Genomic DNA, 14,011 nt, shown 5'->3' with positions numbered 1-14,011 from the left:
ATTGCCAGTCTTTGTGCCACCCGATATAATCGGAACAATCACAAAGGAGGAATGGAAAATGGATCCGGTTTTAATCGACTTTCCTGAGATCATTGCAGAGACAGAAAGACTGTATATCCGGCCTTGCCTGCCAGGAGATGGGAAAGAAGTGTTTGATGCTGTCATGGCATCAAAGGATGAGCTGAAAAAATGGCTGCCTTTCGCTGCCGGGGAGCAGTCCCTTGAAGAAACAGAAGCAGGAATCCGCCGTTCATATGCTAAATTTTGGCTGAGAGAAGATATCCGCCTCCATATATACCGCAAAGAAGACGGCCGCTTCATCGGCTCGACCGGCCTGCACCGCATCGACTGGGAGGCCGGCAGGTTTGAAATCGGCTATTGGTGCGATTCGCGCTATCATAAGAAAGGATATATTTCCGAAGCGGTCGAAGCCCTTATTGAGTTTACATTCAGCAGCCTGTCTGCCAATAGAATTGAGATCCGGTGTGACCCGGAGAACACAGCAAGCAGAAAAATCCCCGAAAAGCTCGGCTTTACGCTGGAAGCTACCTTAAGAAAAAATACCCTTTGCGCCAGTGGAGATGCACTGAGGGACACTTGCATTTTTGCAAAGATAAAAGAATAGAAAAAACCGGATCCGCTCTATGGATCCAGTTCTTTGCGAGACATTTACAGTATAGCCCGGTTCTCCGATTGTTCCGGGTCCAGCTGCTATTCCTGCTCAACCTTTCCGTACTTCCCTCCGCCGCCTGCTTTCAAGCTGAGCTGGCCGCTCCTCGCCTTGACGATCAGCACAGCAAGCTTATCTGGAATGACCTCTTCCAGGGCTTCCTTCGGCACTCTGTGGAGTATGTCCATTTCAGTCCCAAAATGATCAAGCAGCCTTCCAAGGATTTTCGGGCCAAGGCCGGGAATGAATTCGAGCGGCACTTGATGGACATATGGCGGCCTGTCTGCCGGTGGATGCACAGCTGTCTTCAGCTCCATAATCCGATCGGCCACTCCCTTCACCTGCTTTCGGCTTCCGCACTCCCGGCAGCCATTATGCCCGGAAGCGAGGGGGGAATGGCAGTCCATACAAACCGTCTGATGGTATTTCCCCAGCTGCGGATCCAGTCCGTAGTTGGCGGAAATCCTTCTCCCTCCCTCTCTTTTCAAGGCTAAATGAAACTCGTTGAATGAAGGCCCGGCCATTTCGATCTGCTGATATTCCCTGGCTATCTTTCCGAGGGAGTGAGCATCTGAATTTGTGAGAAAAGGGTACTGGTGCAGCTCCTGTATCATATCAGCCATTTCTGTGTCCGAACTCAGGCCCAGTTCAATCCCATCGATGAGATCCTTATCAAAGACCTCCTCAAGCGTCCGGTCCACCCCTTTTCCATACATGCTTTTGAAGGGCGTGAAGACATGGGCCGGAATGAATAACCCGCCAAGTGCCTTTACCTGTGACTGCAGTTCTTTCCCGGATGCATAAATCCGCTGTGAGCTTAAATGGATATTTTTAAGGCGGCCTTTCAGCCATGAAGAGAATTCCTTCATCACATCAAGGCTTGGAAAATAGCAGAGAACATGGATGGGGCCCTTGCAGCTTTCATCATAGATTTCAAGCTCTGACCCTGGGATGATTGCGAGGCCGCCGTACAGCAGGCCTCCTTCAGGTGATTGCACAAGCTCGCCCAAGGCCATCAGCTCTTCCATCTCTTCTATTACCTCAGGTGAATGGCAGTCAATTATCCCGATCATATCAAGCCCTTTGCTGTCCCTTGCATGCTCGATGACATTTGAAAACACAAGTGATCTGGCCCCGGTTATTTTAACCGCGCGCCCTGACTTTGTCCGGCCGATATGGATGTGCATATCGGCATAATAAGTTTGAAGCATCATCTGCTTTTCAGCTGTTCGATTTGGAGATATTGGACAGCATAGACTGTTTTGGCATCATGGATTTTCTGATCTGCTATATAAGCCTGTGCCTCTTCAAGAGTAAGCTCGATTACATCGACAAATTCATCCTCGTCCGGAACAGCAGGGTTTTCTTTTTTGCTCAGTTCCCTTGCTGCGTAAATATGGAGAATCTCATCAGCGAATCCTGGTGAAGTATAAAAGGAAACGAGTTTTTCGATTTTTCCGCAAACATAGCCTGTCTCTTCTTCCAGCTCCCTCTTTGCACAAAGCTCCGGATCCTCGCCTTTTTCAAGCTTGCCTGCCGGAATTTCCACTATTGCCTTTTCAAGGGGTTTTCTGAACTGCTCTACCATCACAATTTTGTTGTCATCAGTAAGGGGAATGACAGCTACTGCTCCAGGATGCTTGACTATCTCCCGTTTTGAGCTTTTTCCGTTTGGCAGCTCCACATCATCCACCTGAAGGGAGATGACCTTCCCGTTAAAAATCTGCTCTGTTTTTATCGTTTTTTCTTCTAAAGGATGCTTCACTGTTCTATCACTCCAGTTCTAATCCGATTATCTGCTCATACATTTTATCATACTTTATTTGGGGGAGTATGAATTGAAAGTCCACGTCCACTCTAAAGGCGTCATCCTTGCAGGCAAGGCATGGGAGATTCGTGAAAAATTGAGAGAGTACACTTTGAAACATACACTGATCAAGGAATGGATCGATTCGGCAGAGACAGCTGCCAGCCAGAAAAAAGTCCGGCTCCGAAGGGTAAAATAGCCTTTATATTTGTGGCTGTGCCCTTCTTTTCGATACAATGGATTCATCATAAGTTTGAGGTGAAGATATGAAAAAGAGGGAGCTAGGAAAGTCGGGACTGTATGTAAGCGAGCTGGGACTTGGCTGCATGTCGCTTGGGACAGACGCCCTGGAAGGAAAGAAGATCATCGAGACAGCTTTGGAAGAAGGAATCAACTATTTTGATACAGCAGATCTGTACGATTTCGGGGAAAATGAAAAAATCGTCGGCGAAGCACTCAAGGAAGTGCGTGAAAACGTCATTATTGCCACAAAAGCAGGCAACCGCTGGAATGAAGTAAAGGACGGCTGGAGCTGGGATCCTTCTAAGGCTTATATTAAAGAAGCCGTCAAAGGAAGCCTGAAGCGGCTGGGAACTGATTATATCGACTTGTACCAGCTTCATGGCGGCACCCTTGATGATCCGATAGACGAAACAATTGAAGCATTTGAGGAATTGAAGGAAGAGGGCTTCATCCGCCATTATGGGATTTCCTCCATCAGGCCAAATGTGATCCGGGAATACGTGAAAAGGTCCAATATCGCTTCTGTCATGATGCAATACAGCATCCTGGACCGCCGCCCGGAGGAGACAGCCCTTCCGCTTCTTAAAGAGAATGCCATCAGCGCCGTGGTCCGCGGCCCGCTCGCCAAAGGGATGCTGAGCGATAAGATGCTGGGCAAAGCCTCTGGTTCTGTAAAGGAAAACGGTTATCTTGATTACAGCTATAAAGAGCTTGAAGACGTTCTCGGCAGGCTGAAAGGCGCAGCCGGCAACCGTTCGATGACAGAATTGGCTTTCCAATATGTTCTCTCTAATCCTGCAGCAGCTTCGGTGGCAGCCGGCGCCAGCTCGGCCGCACAGGTCAGGGAGAATGCAAGGGCGGCGGCAGCTGGTCCTTTATCAGCTGAAGAACTGGCGGCCATCCAGTCTATCAGCCTGGCAAATCAATATGGACAGCACAGATAGGCCCTGTCGACTGCCAAATAACCATAAAAAAGGAACAGGATCATGATAGATCCTGTTCCTTTTCTTTTTTTTGCAGGCGCCAATCCAGCGCCTTTTCATCAAGCAGCTTCACCACCGGATCCTTCTCCTTTATATAGGACTCAATATCATAAGGGTATTTCCGGGCGGCTTCCAGCTTTGTCCTGCTGTATAAACCGGCTTCCTCCGGATGCTTCTGCAAATAGTCCCGGAACAGCAGATGCCGGCCGATTTCGGGGTGCCCTTTTGGATAACAATGCAGATGGACAAGCCTTTCCCCCGCTTCGGTAAATCTTACAAAATACCTCCGGCCAGGGATGCCATTTTCTCCTTTGGCTATATAGCCCCATCCCTGCAGCTCGGGTGCTGCCTCATCAAAAAGGCCGGCACTGTCCGCTTCGGCCAGGATATCAATGATCGGCTTGGCGCTCATGCCGGGAATGGATGTGCTTCCAATATGGTGTATGGCTGCTGATTCTCCGAAGACTGCAGCAAGAAGCTGTTTTTCCTCCTGAAAGGAAATGGCCCAGCTTTCGCAGTACGGCACGACCTCCACCTTCCTCGGTCCAGTTTCCATCATTTATACTCTTTCCAGTTTAAATTGCTCTCCTGAAGAAGCTCTTCAAAGCTTTTATTCTTCTCTTTTAAACGCCGTTCCTCTATCTTTCTTTTTTCCTCTTCTTCTGCCTTCTTCAATTCCTCATCTTTCAGCTGCTTCTTTGCTGCCTTCAGCTGATCCATCAGGTCCTGATTCAGCATATCCCCCAGTGTAACCGGCTTGTCGTCTTTTTTCCGCTGTGCTGTTTGGCGTTTTTTCTTCATGTTCTATCCCTCTTTTTGCGTATTTACAGGATATTATAGCATACAAGGAGCAGTGCAGAATTCTTCCCTGCTCGGTAAGGATCAGCTGATAAATTCGAGGAACTCGATTCTGTTCCCAAACGGATCTTCTGTAAAGAAGCGGTTTCTTCCATCAATCGGCGGCTCCTCCTTGATCACTGCGCCGGCCTCTTCCAGCCTGCTCCGCAGTCCGGTAAGATCCTCGACAACAAAGCCCGGATGAGCCTTCCTGGCCGGAAGAAAATCTTCCTGGATGCCGATGTGCACCTCCTGGCTTCCGCAGAGGAACCAGCAGCCGCCCCTCTTTTGCAGATTCCCAGGCTTGGGGATTTCTTCAAGCCCCAGCAGCTTTCCGTAAAATTCCCTGGCCTGCTCTTCTGTCCCTTTTGGAGCTGCCAGCTGAATATGATCGATCCCTTTAAAAGTGATTCCCATTTGATATCCCCTCTCTGTATACAGAAGAAAGGTACAGCCGCAGAGGCTGCACCCAACTTTCATTAAAATGCCTCTGTTAAGACCGCGTCGCCCACCTGCAGTTCCGGACCGGTCGAGCTGACCACTTCTTCGACCGTAAAGCCTTTCGCCACCTCAACCAGCTTTAGCCCCTCGTCTGTTACATCTATCACGGCACGCTCTGTAATGATGCGGTCCACGACCCCTTTGCCTGTCAGCGGGAGGGAGCAGGACTTGAGTATCTTGCTTTCCCCGTTTTTATTTGTATGCTCCATGATGACAATGATCTTTTGCGCCCCATGGACAAGATCCATCGCACCGCCCATGCCTTTGATCATTTTGCCTGGGATCATCCAATTGGCCAGGTCCCCTTCCTCGGAAACCTCCATGCCTCCCAGAATGGCGACATTGACATGCCCGCCCCGGATCATCGCAAAAGATTCAGCACTGTCAAAATAGGCTGCCCCCGGTATGGCCGTAACGGTTTCTTTTCCGGCATTGATCAGGTCGGCATCCACATCTTCCTTATCCGGATAGGGCCCTATTCCAAGAAGCCCGTTCTCGGATTGAAGGACCACTTCCTTGTTTTCGGAAATATAATTGGCTACAAGTGTCGGCATGCCTATGCCGAGGTTTACATAAAATCCGTCTTTAATTTCTTTCTCTGCCCGTCTGGCAATTTTCTCGCGCACGGCGCCTTTATCGCTGCTCATATCTGCTGCTCCTTTCTCTTCTTAGTTATGATTTGACAGTCAGGCGCTCAATCCGTTTTTCCTGGCTGCCTTTAATGATGCTTTGAACATAAATGCTCGGCGTATGGATGTTTTCCGGCTCCAGCCCGCCAGTCTCTACAAGGTTCTCCACTTCCGCAATCGTTGTTTTCCCTGCGGCTGCGATCATAGGGTTGAAATTCCTCGCCGTTTTCCGGTATACGAGATTTCCCATACGGTCCCCTTTCCATGCACGGACAAGGCTGAAGTCTGCGGAAAGCGCCTCTTCAAGCAAATATTCCTTTCCGTTGAAGATCCTGGTCTCTTTTCCTTCCGCAATCGGAGTCCCTACGCCAGCAGGTGTATAAAATGCCGGGATGCCGGCACCGCCGGCGCGGATCTTCTCTGCCAGCGTTCCCTGCGGCAGCAGCTCGACTTCGATTTCCCCTGATAGCACCTGGCGCTCAAATTCCTTATTTTCGCCCACATAAGAGCCGATCATTTTTCTGATTTGCTTATTTTTCAACAACAGACCGAGACCCCAATCGTCCACTCCGCAGTTGTTGGAGATAACGGTCAGGTCCTTCACCCCTTTTTCCACCAGGGCAAGGATCAGGTTCTCAGGAATGCCGCACAGTCCGAAGCCGCCCACCATCAGTGTCGCTCCATCCTGGATGCCGGCAACTGCTTCCTTGAAGGATGTATGTATTGTTTTCATCGTTTCTCTCCTCTCATATTTTTCTTCATGTGCTGTTCTTCCCTTCAGAGCAGGCTGGACTAGGCGAGCTCAACCACTGTCGCTACTCCCTGGCCGCCGCCGATGCAAAGTGCCGCCAGCCCTTTCACTGCATTCCTCTTCTTCATTTCATGCAGGAGCGTAACAAGGACCCTTGCACCACTGGCGCCGATCGGATGGCCAAGCGCAATCGCCCCGCCGTTTACATTCAGAATTTCATTGTTGAAGCCGAGTTCTTTTGCTACTGCGAGGGATTGAGCGGCAAAAGCTTCATTTGCTTCAATCAAATCCAGTTCTTCCATTAAAACCCCTGCCTTTTCCAGCACCTTCTTGACCGCCGGCACCGGTCCGATTCCCATGATTCTCGGATCTACGCCGGCACTTGCGTTTGCTTTGATGACAGCAATCGGCTGTATCCCGAGCTCTTCCGCCTTTGCCCTGCTCATCACAACAAGGGCTGCGGCACCGTCATTAATGCCGGAGGCATTGCCGGCAGTAACGGAGCCGTCCTTTTTGAAGGCCGGCCTCAAGCCTGCAAGCTTTTCGGCTGTCGTTCCTTTTTTCAAATATTCGTCGCTGTCAAAGATGACCGGATCCCCTTTGCGCTGTGGAATTTCAACAGGCACAATTTCGTCCCTGAAGCGCCCGGCCTCCTGTGCTTTCTGCGCTTTTTCCTGGCTCCAGGCTGCAAATGTGTCCTGCTCTTCCCTGCTCAGGCCATACTGCGAGCACAGGTTTTCCGCTGTCATGCCCATATGGTAATCATTGAATGCACACCACAGCCCGTCAGAGACCATGCTGTCTACCAGCTTTTGATCGCCCATTTTAAACCCATCGCGGGCGCCTTTGAGCAAATAAGGAGCCTGGCTCATATTCTCCATGCCGCCCGCAATGACGACTTCTGCATCCCCTGCCAGGATCGCCTGACAGGCAAGATGCACCGCCTTCAAGCCGGAGCCGCAGACTTTATTGATTGTCATAGAGGAAACGCTTTCAGGAATCCCCGCCAAAATAGCTGCCTGCCTTGCCGGATTCTGGCCCAGTCCCGCCTGCAGCACGTTCCCCATGATAACTTCATCCACCTGCCCTGCCTCAAGCCCCGCCTTTTCCAATGCACCCTTTATGGCAGCTGCCCCAAGCTCCGGAGCCGAAACTCCCTTCAGGCTCCCATTAAAGCTCCCGATCGCCGTCCTTACAGCACTTGCTATTACGATGTCTGTCTGCTTCATGCTATTCACCCTTTCTTGCAAGATAAAGAAGTATTTTTTTAGACTCTGATAACTGTCGAGCTTCAGCGCCTGCCCCCTCGAGGTCATAAGCCACTCCCCAAAAAGGCAAAGAGCGCCTTTCCGGGAGAATCGTCTTAAGGCCCCGGGATGGGGGTCATGCAGACGTTGCCACAGGACGTGGCGTTCTTAGTCTGCGTTCCTTTAGGGATCAAGGCGCTTGCGCTTTTCTTAATTGCAATATGTATTAGTTCGAGCCAAAAATGAGAAATTCCTTTTATTTTGTCAAAATTTCTATTATTCTTGCTTTTTATTTTTCTTTTCTCCTACAATATAAGAAAGCCCTTTCATCAATCTTGCAATCTACAAATAAAAATATGTTGTCAGGAGTGAAATCATGACCCTCTGCCTGCCAAAGAAAGCGACCATCATAGAAGTTGGCCCGCGCGACGGGCTCCAAAATGAAAAAACGTTCATTCCCACCCCTGTTAAAAAGGAATTCATATCCGCGCTGAAAAAAGCCGGCTTTGCCGAGATGGAGCTTACCTCCTTTGTTTCCCCTAAATGGGTGCCGCAAATGGCGGACGCAGCTGAAATTGCCGCCAACTCCATTGGATCAGGGGTGCGCGATATTTTCCTTGCCCCCAACAGGAAGGGGATCGAGCGCGCCTATATGACCGGCTGCCGCGCGATTGCTGTCTTCGTTGGGGTAAGCGACAGCTTCAACAAAAAAAATATCAACAAGACAACAGCGGAAAGCATGGAGGGGATTCTGCCGCTGGTCAGGGAGCTGAAGGAAAAAGGCTGCTTTGTGCGCGCCTGCATCTCGACCAGCTTCTACTGCCCTTATGAAGGCAAAATAGAGGAAGACAGGACTGTTGAGCTTTGCCGCCAATTTACTCTCGCCGGGGCAGATGAGCTGAGCGTGGCCGATACGATCGGCATGGCTGCCCCACATGAAGCGTACTCCCTGTTCAGCAGGCTGAAGCGCGAATTTCCGGATGTCTTGCTGACAGCGCATTTCCATGACACAAGGAAAATGGCTTTACCGAATATTTTCGCCGCCCTCCAGGCAGGGATCGACCGCTTCGACAGCTCTGCAGGCGGCCTTGGCGGCTGTCCGTTCGCTCCAGGTGCGGCAGGTAATGCGGCAACCGAGGATGTTGTGAACATGCTTGAACGGATGGGGATCAGCACAGGCATCGATTTGAGCCTTCTTGTTGAAGCGATTGATATTGTAAAGCCCCATTTAAGCCGCCCAATCGAAAGCGCCGCATACCGGCTGCACTTGACAGAGGCCTCCCGGGAACAGGCCGGTTCATAATCCTGTTCATATTCGCCTGCATAACTTCCGCCTTTGTGAGCCACTTTAAGAATTGATAAGAAGCCAAAGGAGGAAACAGCATGAGCCAGAAGCGTGACAAAGGGAACAGCCAAAAAGGCAAGCCTGCAAGTGATACCGTCAACAATACGATTGCTGCTGAGGAGCTGGAAAAAGCGATTCACCCGGCAAGGGGCCAAAATTCTCCGCAATAGCCGTTCGACAGCCGCGTTTTTCGCGGCTTTTTTCGTGTTAAAGATGCGGCTTTTTCCGCTATGAAGAAAACGGCGCCCTTTTCAGGCCGTTTTCATACCGAAGAGCTCCGGCTGATGATAAAATAAAGAAATAATCTTATTCTGGAGGGATCGTCTTGAGAAAGGCATTCCGTTACCTTTTTTCACTGCTCGTCTTTTTAACCTCGATCGGTGTGTATTTCACCAATCGGATCATGTATATGAAGAAAAAGGATGACAGCTTCATCCTCAACAGGGAAACTGAAGCCGGGAGGGTAGATCCTCTTTCCTTCAGCAGCCTTGCGAAAAGGGAGGTTTTTATCCCATCCCCTTTCGGCTATTCCCTGAAGGCGGTTCTCGCAGAGCCGCACTCCTCTAATAAATACATCATCATCTGCCATGGGGTGACCGAAAATAAAACAAACAGCATCAAGTATATGAATCTGTTTCTCAACCGCGGATTCAATGCCCTGATTTATGACCACCGCCGGCATGGAGAATCTGGCGGCAAGACGACGAGCTATGGCCATTATGAGAAATTCGATCTCCAGGCCGTTGTCCACTGGCTGAAGGAAGAAAAAGGGGATGACCTGCTTTTAGGCATCCATGGTGAATCAATGGGAGCTGCAACCATGCTGCTGTATGCGGGCATGCTTGAGGATGGTGCTGATTTCTATGTGGCCGACTGTCCATTTTCGGATTTCAGGGAGCAGCTTTCCTACCGGCTGAAAACAGAAATGAAGCTGCCGCCTCAGCTGGTTTTGCCAGTTGCAGATATCTTCCTGCGGCTCAGGGAAAAATATTCCCTTAACGAGGTGTCTCCCATAGCGGTCATCGACCAGATCAAAAAGCCGGTGCTGTTCATACACAGCACCAAGGATGATTTTATATTGCCCACCATGACAGAGGCCCTTTTCCTGCGCAAGCCCGGTCCGAAAAAACTGTTTCTTGCCATGAACGGGGTCCATGCCCAATCCTTGAATGAAAACCGCAATGACTATGAAAAAGCCATCGACGAGTTTCTTGAAGACTATATTTTCAAAAAAGGTCCGGTGGCTGCCGGTTCTTAAACAGACCGGGAGGAGGCTCCTTAAAGCCTCCTCCCTTCTTTTATGCCTTGGCTTCCGCATTCTCGTCCGCCGTTCATCTTCTGATCCTTATCTGTTTCTCTGCTGGCTGAGGGCCTTTCCTTCGGCAGACAGGCCCCTCACCAGTTCGAACTCACCGGCCGCAAAATAAAAGCGTCCCTCGTCCGTCTCAATCAGCTTCGCCGGCTGGAATGAATCCTTCTTCCCCGCCTCTACGGCCTTTATGTCATCGTTCAGGATCCGTCCAAACACGACCGGCACTTTATGCTTCAAATTGCCTTCCGTGTCATATTGATAGAAGGTTTCCGGATAGACCGTCATATGATCGTTCTGCTTATATTCCCAATGGTTATGGCCCGCGTTCTTCCAGCCGGCTTTCTTGCTTTCCTGCAGATAGGCGGCGGCAACTGCCTGCACCTTTTCCGCCCCATTGTCCGCTTCCCGCTCCTGCTCTGTCAGATACAAAACAACCGTGCCGCCCTTCACCTTTTCTTTATGTATTACCTTCTGGACATTGAAAGGCACTTCTGTGCTCATCGCTTCCTCGAAGGTTTTAGGCTGGCATGCTGCAAGGAAGATGGCTGCCAGCATGAACCATAAGCCTGCCTTTTTCTTCATTCTCCCGCCCCCTTTAGCATCTCTTTTATCATTAAATGAAGGAACAGCCTGTCACATGCGCCAAGGTGCGCTATGGTTCTCTAGCCTTATCTGTCTTTTTTGAAACCTGAATTGATAAAAAATTCCATTTATCTATTTCTCCGGCCGCCTGTTTAAGTTGAGACGCAAAAAAAACAGACCGCATTGCGGCCTGCCTCAGGAAAGCTTATTAATGAAGCTCATTCTCGGATTCAAGTATTGATTTGGGCTTTTCAGCTGAAAGCAATTGGCTTGATCGGAATAATCAATTGTCATGCTTTCATCGAAAAAGACTTCTTTTGATTTTTCTATATAGATGCTGCCGGCATCGGTGCTCATTTCCCTGTCTCCGGAATCCACTCCATCCACCAGCCATAAGGCACTTACGCCGCTGACAACACAGCCGCAGCCTTCTGTATCATATTTTAATTTTAAATAGCCTTCTTTTCCGGCTGTCTTTTCCTTGAGCTTTTCCTGTGCTGTTCTAGTGACTGTAATTTTCATGGGAAAATCACCTGCTTTCATTTCATAATCCCATTCTAGCATAAAGCAGGCATTCCACCTTTTCATTTGCTCAGCGCTCCCGCTTTGCCCTGCTGTTAAAGCCGGACTGGCAGGTGGCGGCCCCGTCTGCCGGATCAAGGGCTATTTTCCCCCGGCATCTTCCGGACGGGGCTGGTCTTTCCGCTCCATTCCGCTGAGCGAATGGCGGTTAAACTTCCCTTTATCCGCCCCTGCTCCCGGAGCAATATTGGACATCGGCAGCTGCTCAAGCTCTTTGCCTCTTGGCATAAGAAACACCTCCTGCCTATAAGGTGCTCCCCCAGCGCAAATCCATTCTTTTTTCCTGCTGCTATTCCCCGGCGGCCCTGACATCGGCAACCGCGTTCAGCGGGATGCGGTGGACCTCGCCAAAATGGTCTATGACATGAAGCTTTTGGCCGATTTCATCCCAATAGTGGATGTTTCCGATTACGAGTTCATGGCGATGACTCCGGAAGTGAGTGATGGCAACCGCCTGACCGAACTCCATCGCTTCGGCAAGCGTCTCATTCATCTGTTCAAGCTGCTGCTCATCCAGTTCCTTCGGCTTTTCATAGGTGTCCTCTTTCGCCCAGTCGCGCAGCAGCTTTACATGCTCTGGGAGCATCATTGACGTCCATTTTATCCTTCCCCTGTCCCGGATCATATCTCTGCCTCCTTACATTTTATGGCCGCCGACCAGTGTGGCCCGATGCTTGGCTGTCCCTGCCGCAGTATATGATATCGCCCGCAGCAGCGCACCGGATCCGAAACGGCGGCGGATGCTGTCGACGGTGTAGCCGAGCTCGCGGCTTTTCCAGCTGTTCAGGTCAAAAAGACTGAGCTGGAATTCATGGTCATCCACAATATTGCCGAGAGCCATTGAAATTTTCCGGACCGTCTTTCCAGAGTAATTTTCCTGAAAAAGCTCCAGGCAGACCCGGTAAATATCCATGGTGACATTGGTAGGCTGATCAATGGTGCGCGACCGGTAGAAGCCCCCTCCGAATTCATCCTGGCTGTACCCGACGCCAAAGCTTACTGTCCTTCCCGCCTTGCGGTGGTTTCTTGCCCTTCTTCCCAGCTCTTCGCACATTTCAAGGACCACCTGCTTGATCTCCCCTTCATCCTTGTAGTCGCGCAGCAGGATCTGGCTTTTCCCAAAGCTGACCTGCCCCTCCATGATGGGTGCGCCAATGTCGGAAAGATCAACGCCCCAGGCATGGTGGTAAAGCTGGTTCCCCATGATCCCGAATTTCTTTTCCAGTGCTTCCAGATCATAGCGGGCCAGCTGTCCGACAGTGAAAATGCCCATTCCGTTCAGGGTCTTTTCCACCCTTCTCCCGATGCCCCACATTTCCCTCAGGGGCGAAACCTTCCAGAGCTTTTCCTTGACGTCATCGTATGTCCATTCGGCAATCCCCTTCTGCTTTGCCTCAAGATCAAGGCAGAGCTTGGAGAGCAGCAAATTGGGGCCGATGCCGATGGCACAGGGCAGCTGGAACTCCCTTTCAATATCATCCTTGATTTTCTCGGCAATGGTATACGCGCCGCCCCAAAGCTTGGCAGCTCCGTCCACTTTGATGAAGCTTTCATCTACACTATAAGTATGGATGGCTTCTTTCGGGACATAGCGGTGAAATACACGGGTGATCTCGGTGGAAATTCTCAGATAGGTGGCCATTTTCGGTTCTACCACGATAATGCGGGGATCTTTCGGGATTTCAAAATAGCGGGTTCCGGTCTTGACGCCAAATTCCTTTTTCATCCGCGGGGAGGCGGCGAGGACGATGCTCCCTTTCCGTTTTTTATCACCTACTACAGCAAGATAGCATTCAAGCGGGTCGAGGCCCTCCATCACAGCGGAACAGCTTGCATAAAAGCTTTTCATATCCACACATAAAATTTGGTTGTTCGGCATCGTGCTGTAATCGATCATTTCTTTTCTCTCCCTTGGCGCTTGGCTGCATTCCTCTTAGCGGTTCATTGGCTTTCACTTCAGATGCTGAAAAAAGAACATCTGTTCTAATTCATTATACCCACTATATTAAGCGAATATGCGTTCGCATTCAATGGAAATTTTACGACGAATTTCTTTATTCCGGTTTGCCTGCCAGCAGATATGCTGTTTTTCCAGAGTTTCGCTGCCTGCAGCCCGGGCTTCCATTGGCGGAAGAATTGGCTATAATGGCGAGGAGGGAGGAATCTCGATGGACAGAAAATTGATATATAAAATGGTGGCGGGCTGCCTTGGCCAGTACGGCCATGACGGCAGCTTTCTCAAGCCTGGGAGCAGGGAATTTGAAGAGCTTTACAGGAGTATTGAGGAGAAGAAAAATGAAGATGCAGAAGCGGATCTGCACGAAATAGTCGAAGATGCGGTATATGGATTTGTAACCGGGTCTCCTTACTTTTAAGAACAGAAAGAAACTCGTATTTCAATAAAATCGAGTAGGAGGAACGTCACCGTGCCGACCTCTCACAGCACCGTACGTACCGTTCGGTATACGGCGCCTCGAAAGTTTTATGAAATGATTATTTGTAATGATTTCAAGCCTAGCTGT

The 14,011-nt window shown here is 50.1% G+C and carries 19 protein-coding genes and 1 pseudogene; 7 read left to right on the top strand and 13 right to left on the bottom strand.

The window, feature by feature from the left end; all coding sequences use genetic code 11:
* Positions 1 to 58: 58 nt before the first annotated feature.
* Positions 59 to 625 (top strand): GNAT family N-acetyltransferase, encoded by a 567-nt coding sequence (locus tag LCM00_RS09455; RefSeq protein ID WP_224900692.1) that lies wholly within the window; start codon positions 59 to 61, stop codon positions 623 to 625.
* An 86-nt stretch (positions 626 to 711) separates the two neighbouring features.
* Here LCM00_RS09455 and LCM00_RS09450 read toward each other — a convergent pair whose 3' ends face one another.
* Both LCM00_RS09450 and LCM00_RS09445 read right to left on the bottom strand, forming a co-directional pair.
* The gene (locus tag LCM00_RS09450) at positions 712 to 1,884 is read right to left on the bottom strand and encodes an endonuclease Q family protein (RefSeq protein WP_224900689.1); all 1,173 of its coding nucleotides are present in this window, start codon (positions 1,882 to 1,884) and stop codon (positions 712 to 714) included.
* Positions 1,881 to 2,435, bottom strand: a complete 555-nt coding sequence (locus LCM00_RS09445; protein ID WP_224900686.1) for an NUDIX hydrolase — start codon at positions 2,433 to 2,435, stop codon at positions 1,881 to 1,883. The genes LCM00_RS09450 and LCM00_RS09445 overlap by 4 nt, the downstream gene beginning before the upstream one ends.
* A 73-nt stretch (positions 2,436 to 2,508) precedes the next feature.
* Between LCM00_RS09445 and mciZ the strand changes: the two are divergent.
* Positions 2,509 to 2,587 (top strand): annotated as a pseudogene (gene mciZ, locus LCM00_RS24875) (Z-ring formation inhibitor MciZ); the annotation flags it as partial.
* Positions 2,588 to 2,743: 156 nt separating this feature from the next.
* Positions 2,744 to 3,664, top strand: a complete 921-nt coding sequence (locus LCM00_RS09435) for an aldo/keto reductase (RefSeq protein ID WP_224900680.1) — start codon at positions 2,744 to 2,746, stop codon at positions 3,662 to 3,664.
* A gap of 40 nt (positions 3,665 to 3,704) precedes the next feature.
* Here LCM00_RS09435 and LCM00_RS09430 read toward each other — a convergent pair whose 3' ends face one another.
* The 6 genes from LCM00_RS09430 to LCM00_RS09405 form a co-directional block, all read right to left on the bottom strand.
* A complete protein-coding gene (locus LCM00_RS09430; protein ID WP_224900677.1) occupies positions 3,705 to 4,262 on the bottom strand; it encodes a GrpB family protein in 558 nt (185 codons plus the stop codon).
* Positions 4,259 to 4,504, bottom strand: a complete 246-nt coding sequence (locus LCM00_RS09425; protein ID WP_224900674.1) for a YqkE family protein — start codon at positions 4,502 to 4,504, stop codon at positions 4,259 to 4,261. The genes LCM00_RS09430 and LCM00_RS09425 overlap by 4 nt, the downstream gene beginning before the upstream one ends.
* An 81-nt stretch (positions 4,505 to 4,585) precedes the next feature.
* The gene (locus LCM00_RS09420) at positions 4,586 to 4,957 is read right to left on the bottom strand and encodes a VOC family protein (protein ID WP_224900671.1); all 372 of its coding nucleotides are present in this window, start codon (positions 4,955 to 4,957) and stop codon (positions 4,586 to 4,588) included.
* A 62-nt stretch (positions 4,958 to 5,019) separates the two neighbouring features.
* Positions 5,020 to 5,688, bottom strand: coding sequence for a CoA transferase subunit B (locus tag LCM00_RS09415; protein WP_224900668.1), 669 nt, complete (start codon positions 5,686 to 5,688; stop codon positions 5,020 to 5,022).
* A gap of 25 nt (positions 5,689 to 5,713) precedes the next feature.
* Positions 5,714 to 6,403, bottom strand: coding sequence for a CoA transferase subunit A (locus LCM00_RS09410; RefSeq protein ID WP_224900665.1), 690 nt, complete (start codon positions 6,401 to 6,403; stop codon positions 5,714 to 5,716).
* Positions 6,404 to 6,462: 59 nt separating this feature from the next.
* Positions 6,463 to 7,650: an acetyl-CoA C-acetyltransferase gene (locus LCM00_RS09405; protein WP_224900662.1), complete on the bottom strand. Its 1,188-nt coding sequence runs from the start codon at positions 7,648 to 7,650 to the stop codon at positions 6,463 to 6,465.
* Between the two features lie 394 nt (positions 7,651 to 8,044).
* On the opposite strand from LCM00_RS09405, the gene LCM00_RS09400 reads away from it, so the two are divergent.
* The 3 genes from LCM00_RS09400 (at position 8,045) to LCM00_RS09395 (ending at position 10,271) form a co-directional block, all read left to right on the top strand.
* Entirely contained in the window at positions 8,045 to 8,971 is a 927-nt protein-coding gene (locus LCM00_RS09400) for a hydroxymethylglutaryl-CoA lyase (RefSeq protein WP_224900660.1), read from the top strand.
* Positions 8,972 to 9,051: 80 nt separating this feature from the next.
* On the top strand, positions 9,052 to 9,183 hold the full coding sequence (locus LCM00_RS24625; RefSeq protein WP_257991736.1) for a hypothetical protein: 132 nt from the start codon (positions 9,052 to 9,054) through the stop codon (positions 9,181 to 9,183).
* A gap of 155 nt (positions 9,184 to 9,338) precedes the next feature.
* Positions 9,339 to 10,271 (top strand): alpha/beta hydrolase, encoded by a 933-nt coding sequence (locus tag LCM00_RS09395; protein WP_224900657.1) that lies wholly within the window; start codon positions 9,339 to 9,341, stop codon positions 10,269 to 10,271.
* A gap of 87 nt (positions 10,272 to 10,358) precedes the next feature.
* Here LCM00_RS09395 and LCM00_RS09390 read toward each other — a convergent pair whose 3' ends face one another.
* The 5 genes from LCM00_RS09390 to LCM00_RS09370 all read right to left on the bottom strand — a co-directional run bounded on the left by LCM00_RS09390 (position 10,359) and on the right by LCM00_RS09370 (position 13,386).
* A complete protein-coding gene (locus LCM00_RS09390) occupies positions 10,359 to 10,907 on the bottom strand; it encodes a hypothetical protein (protein WP_224900654.1) in 549 nt (182 codons plus the stop codon).
* A gap of 195 nt (positions 10,908 to 11,102) precedes the next feature.
* On the bottom strand, positions 11,103 to 11,429 hold the full coding sequence (locus LCM00_RS09385; protein ID WP_224900788.1) for an iron-sulfur cluster biosynthesis family protein: 327 nt from the start codon (positions 11,427 to 11,429) through the stop codon (positions 11,103 to 11,105).
* 141 nt (positions 11,430 to 11,570) lie between these two features.
* Complete coding sequence (locus LCM00_RS09380) at positions 11,571 to 11,717, bottom strand: hypothetical protein (RefSeq protein ID WP_224900651.1); 147 nt, start codon at positions 11,715 to 11,717, stop codon at positions 11,571 to 11,573.
* A gap of 61 nt (positions 11,718 to 11,778) precedes the next feature.
* Positions 11,779 to 12,114, bottom strand: a complete 336-nt coding sequence (locus LCM00_RS09375; RefSeq protein WP_148974502.1) for a YolD-like family protein — start codon at positions 12,112 to 12,114, stop codon at positions 11,779 to 11,781.
* Between the two features lie 12 nt (positions 12,115 to 12,126).
* The gene (locus LCM00_RS09370) at positions 12,127 to 13,386 is read right to left on the bottom strand and encodes a Y-family DNA polymerase (RefSeq protein ID WP_224900647.1); all 1,260 of its coding nucleotides are present in this window, start codon (positions 13,384 to 13,386) and stop codon (positions 12,127 to 12,129) included.
* A 271-nt stretch (positions 13,387 to 13,657) separates the two neighbouring features.
* Between LCM00_RS09370 and LCM00_RS09365 the strand changes: the two genes are divergently transcribed.
* Positions 13,658 to 13,864, top strand: coding sequence for a YqzH family protein (locus LCM00_RS09365; RefSeq protein WP_224900644.1), 207 nt, complete (start codon positions 13,658 to 13,660; stop codon positions 13,862 to 13,864).
* The last annotated feature ends 147 nt before the right edge of the window (positions 13,865 to 14,011 follow it).

The organism is Bacillus infantis (assembly GCF_020171945.1).
Taxonomy (GTDB): domain Bacteria; phylum Bacillota; class Bacilli; order Bacillales; family Cytobacillaceae; genus Bacillus_AB; species Bacillus_AB infantis_A.
This window is presented reverse-complemented; position numbering and strand designations above follow the sequence as displayed.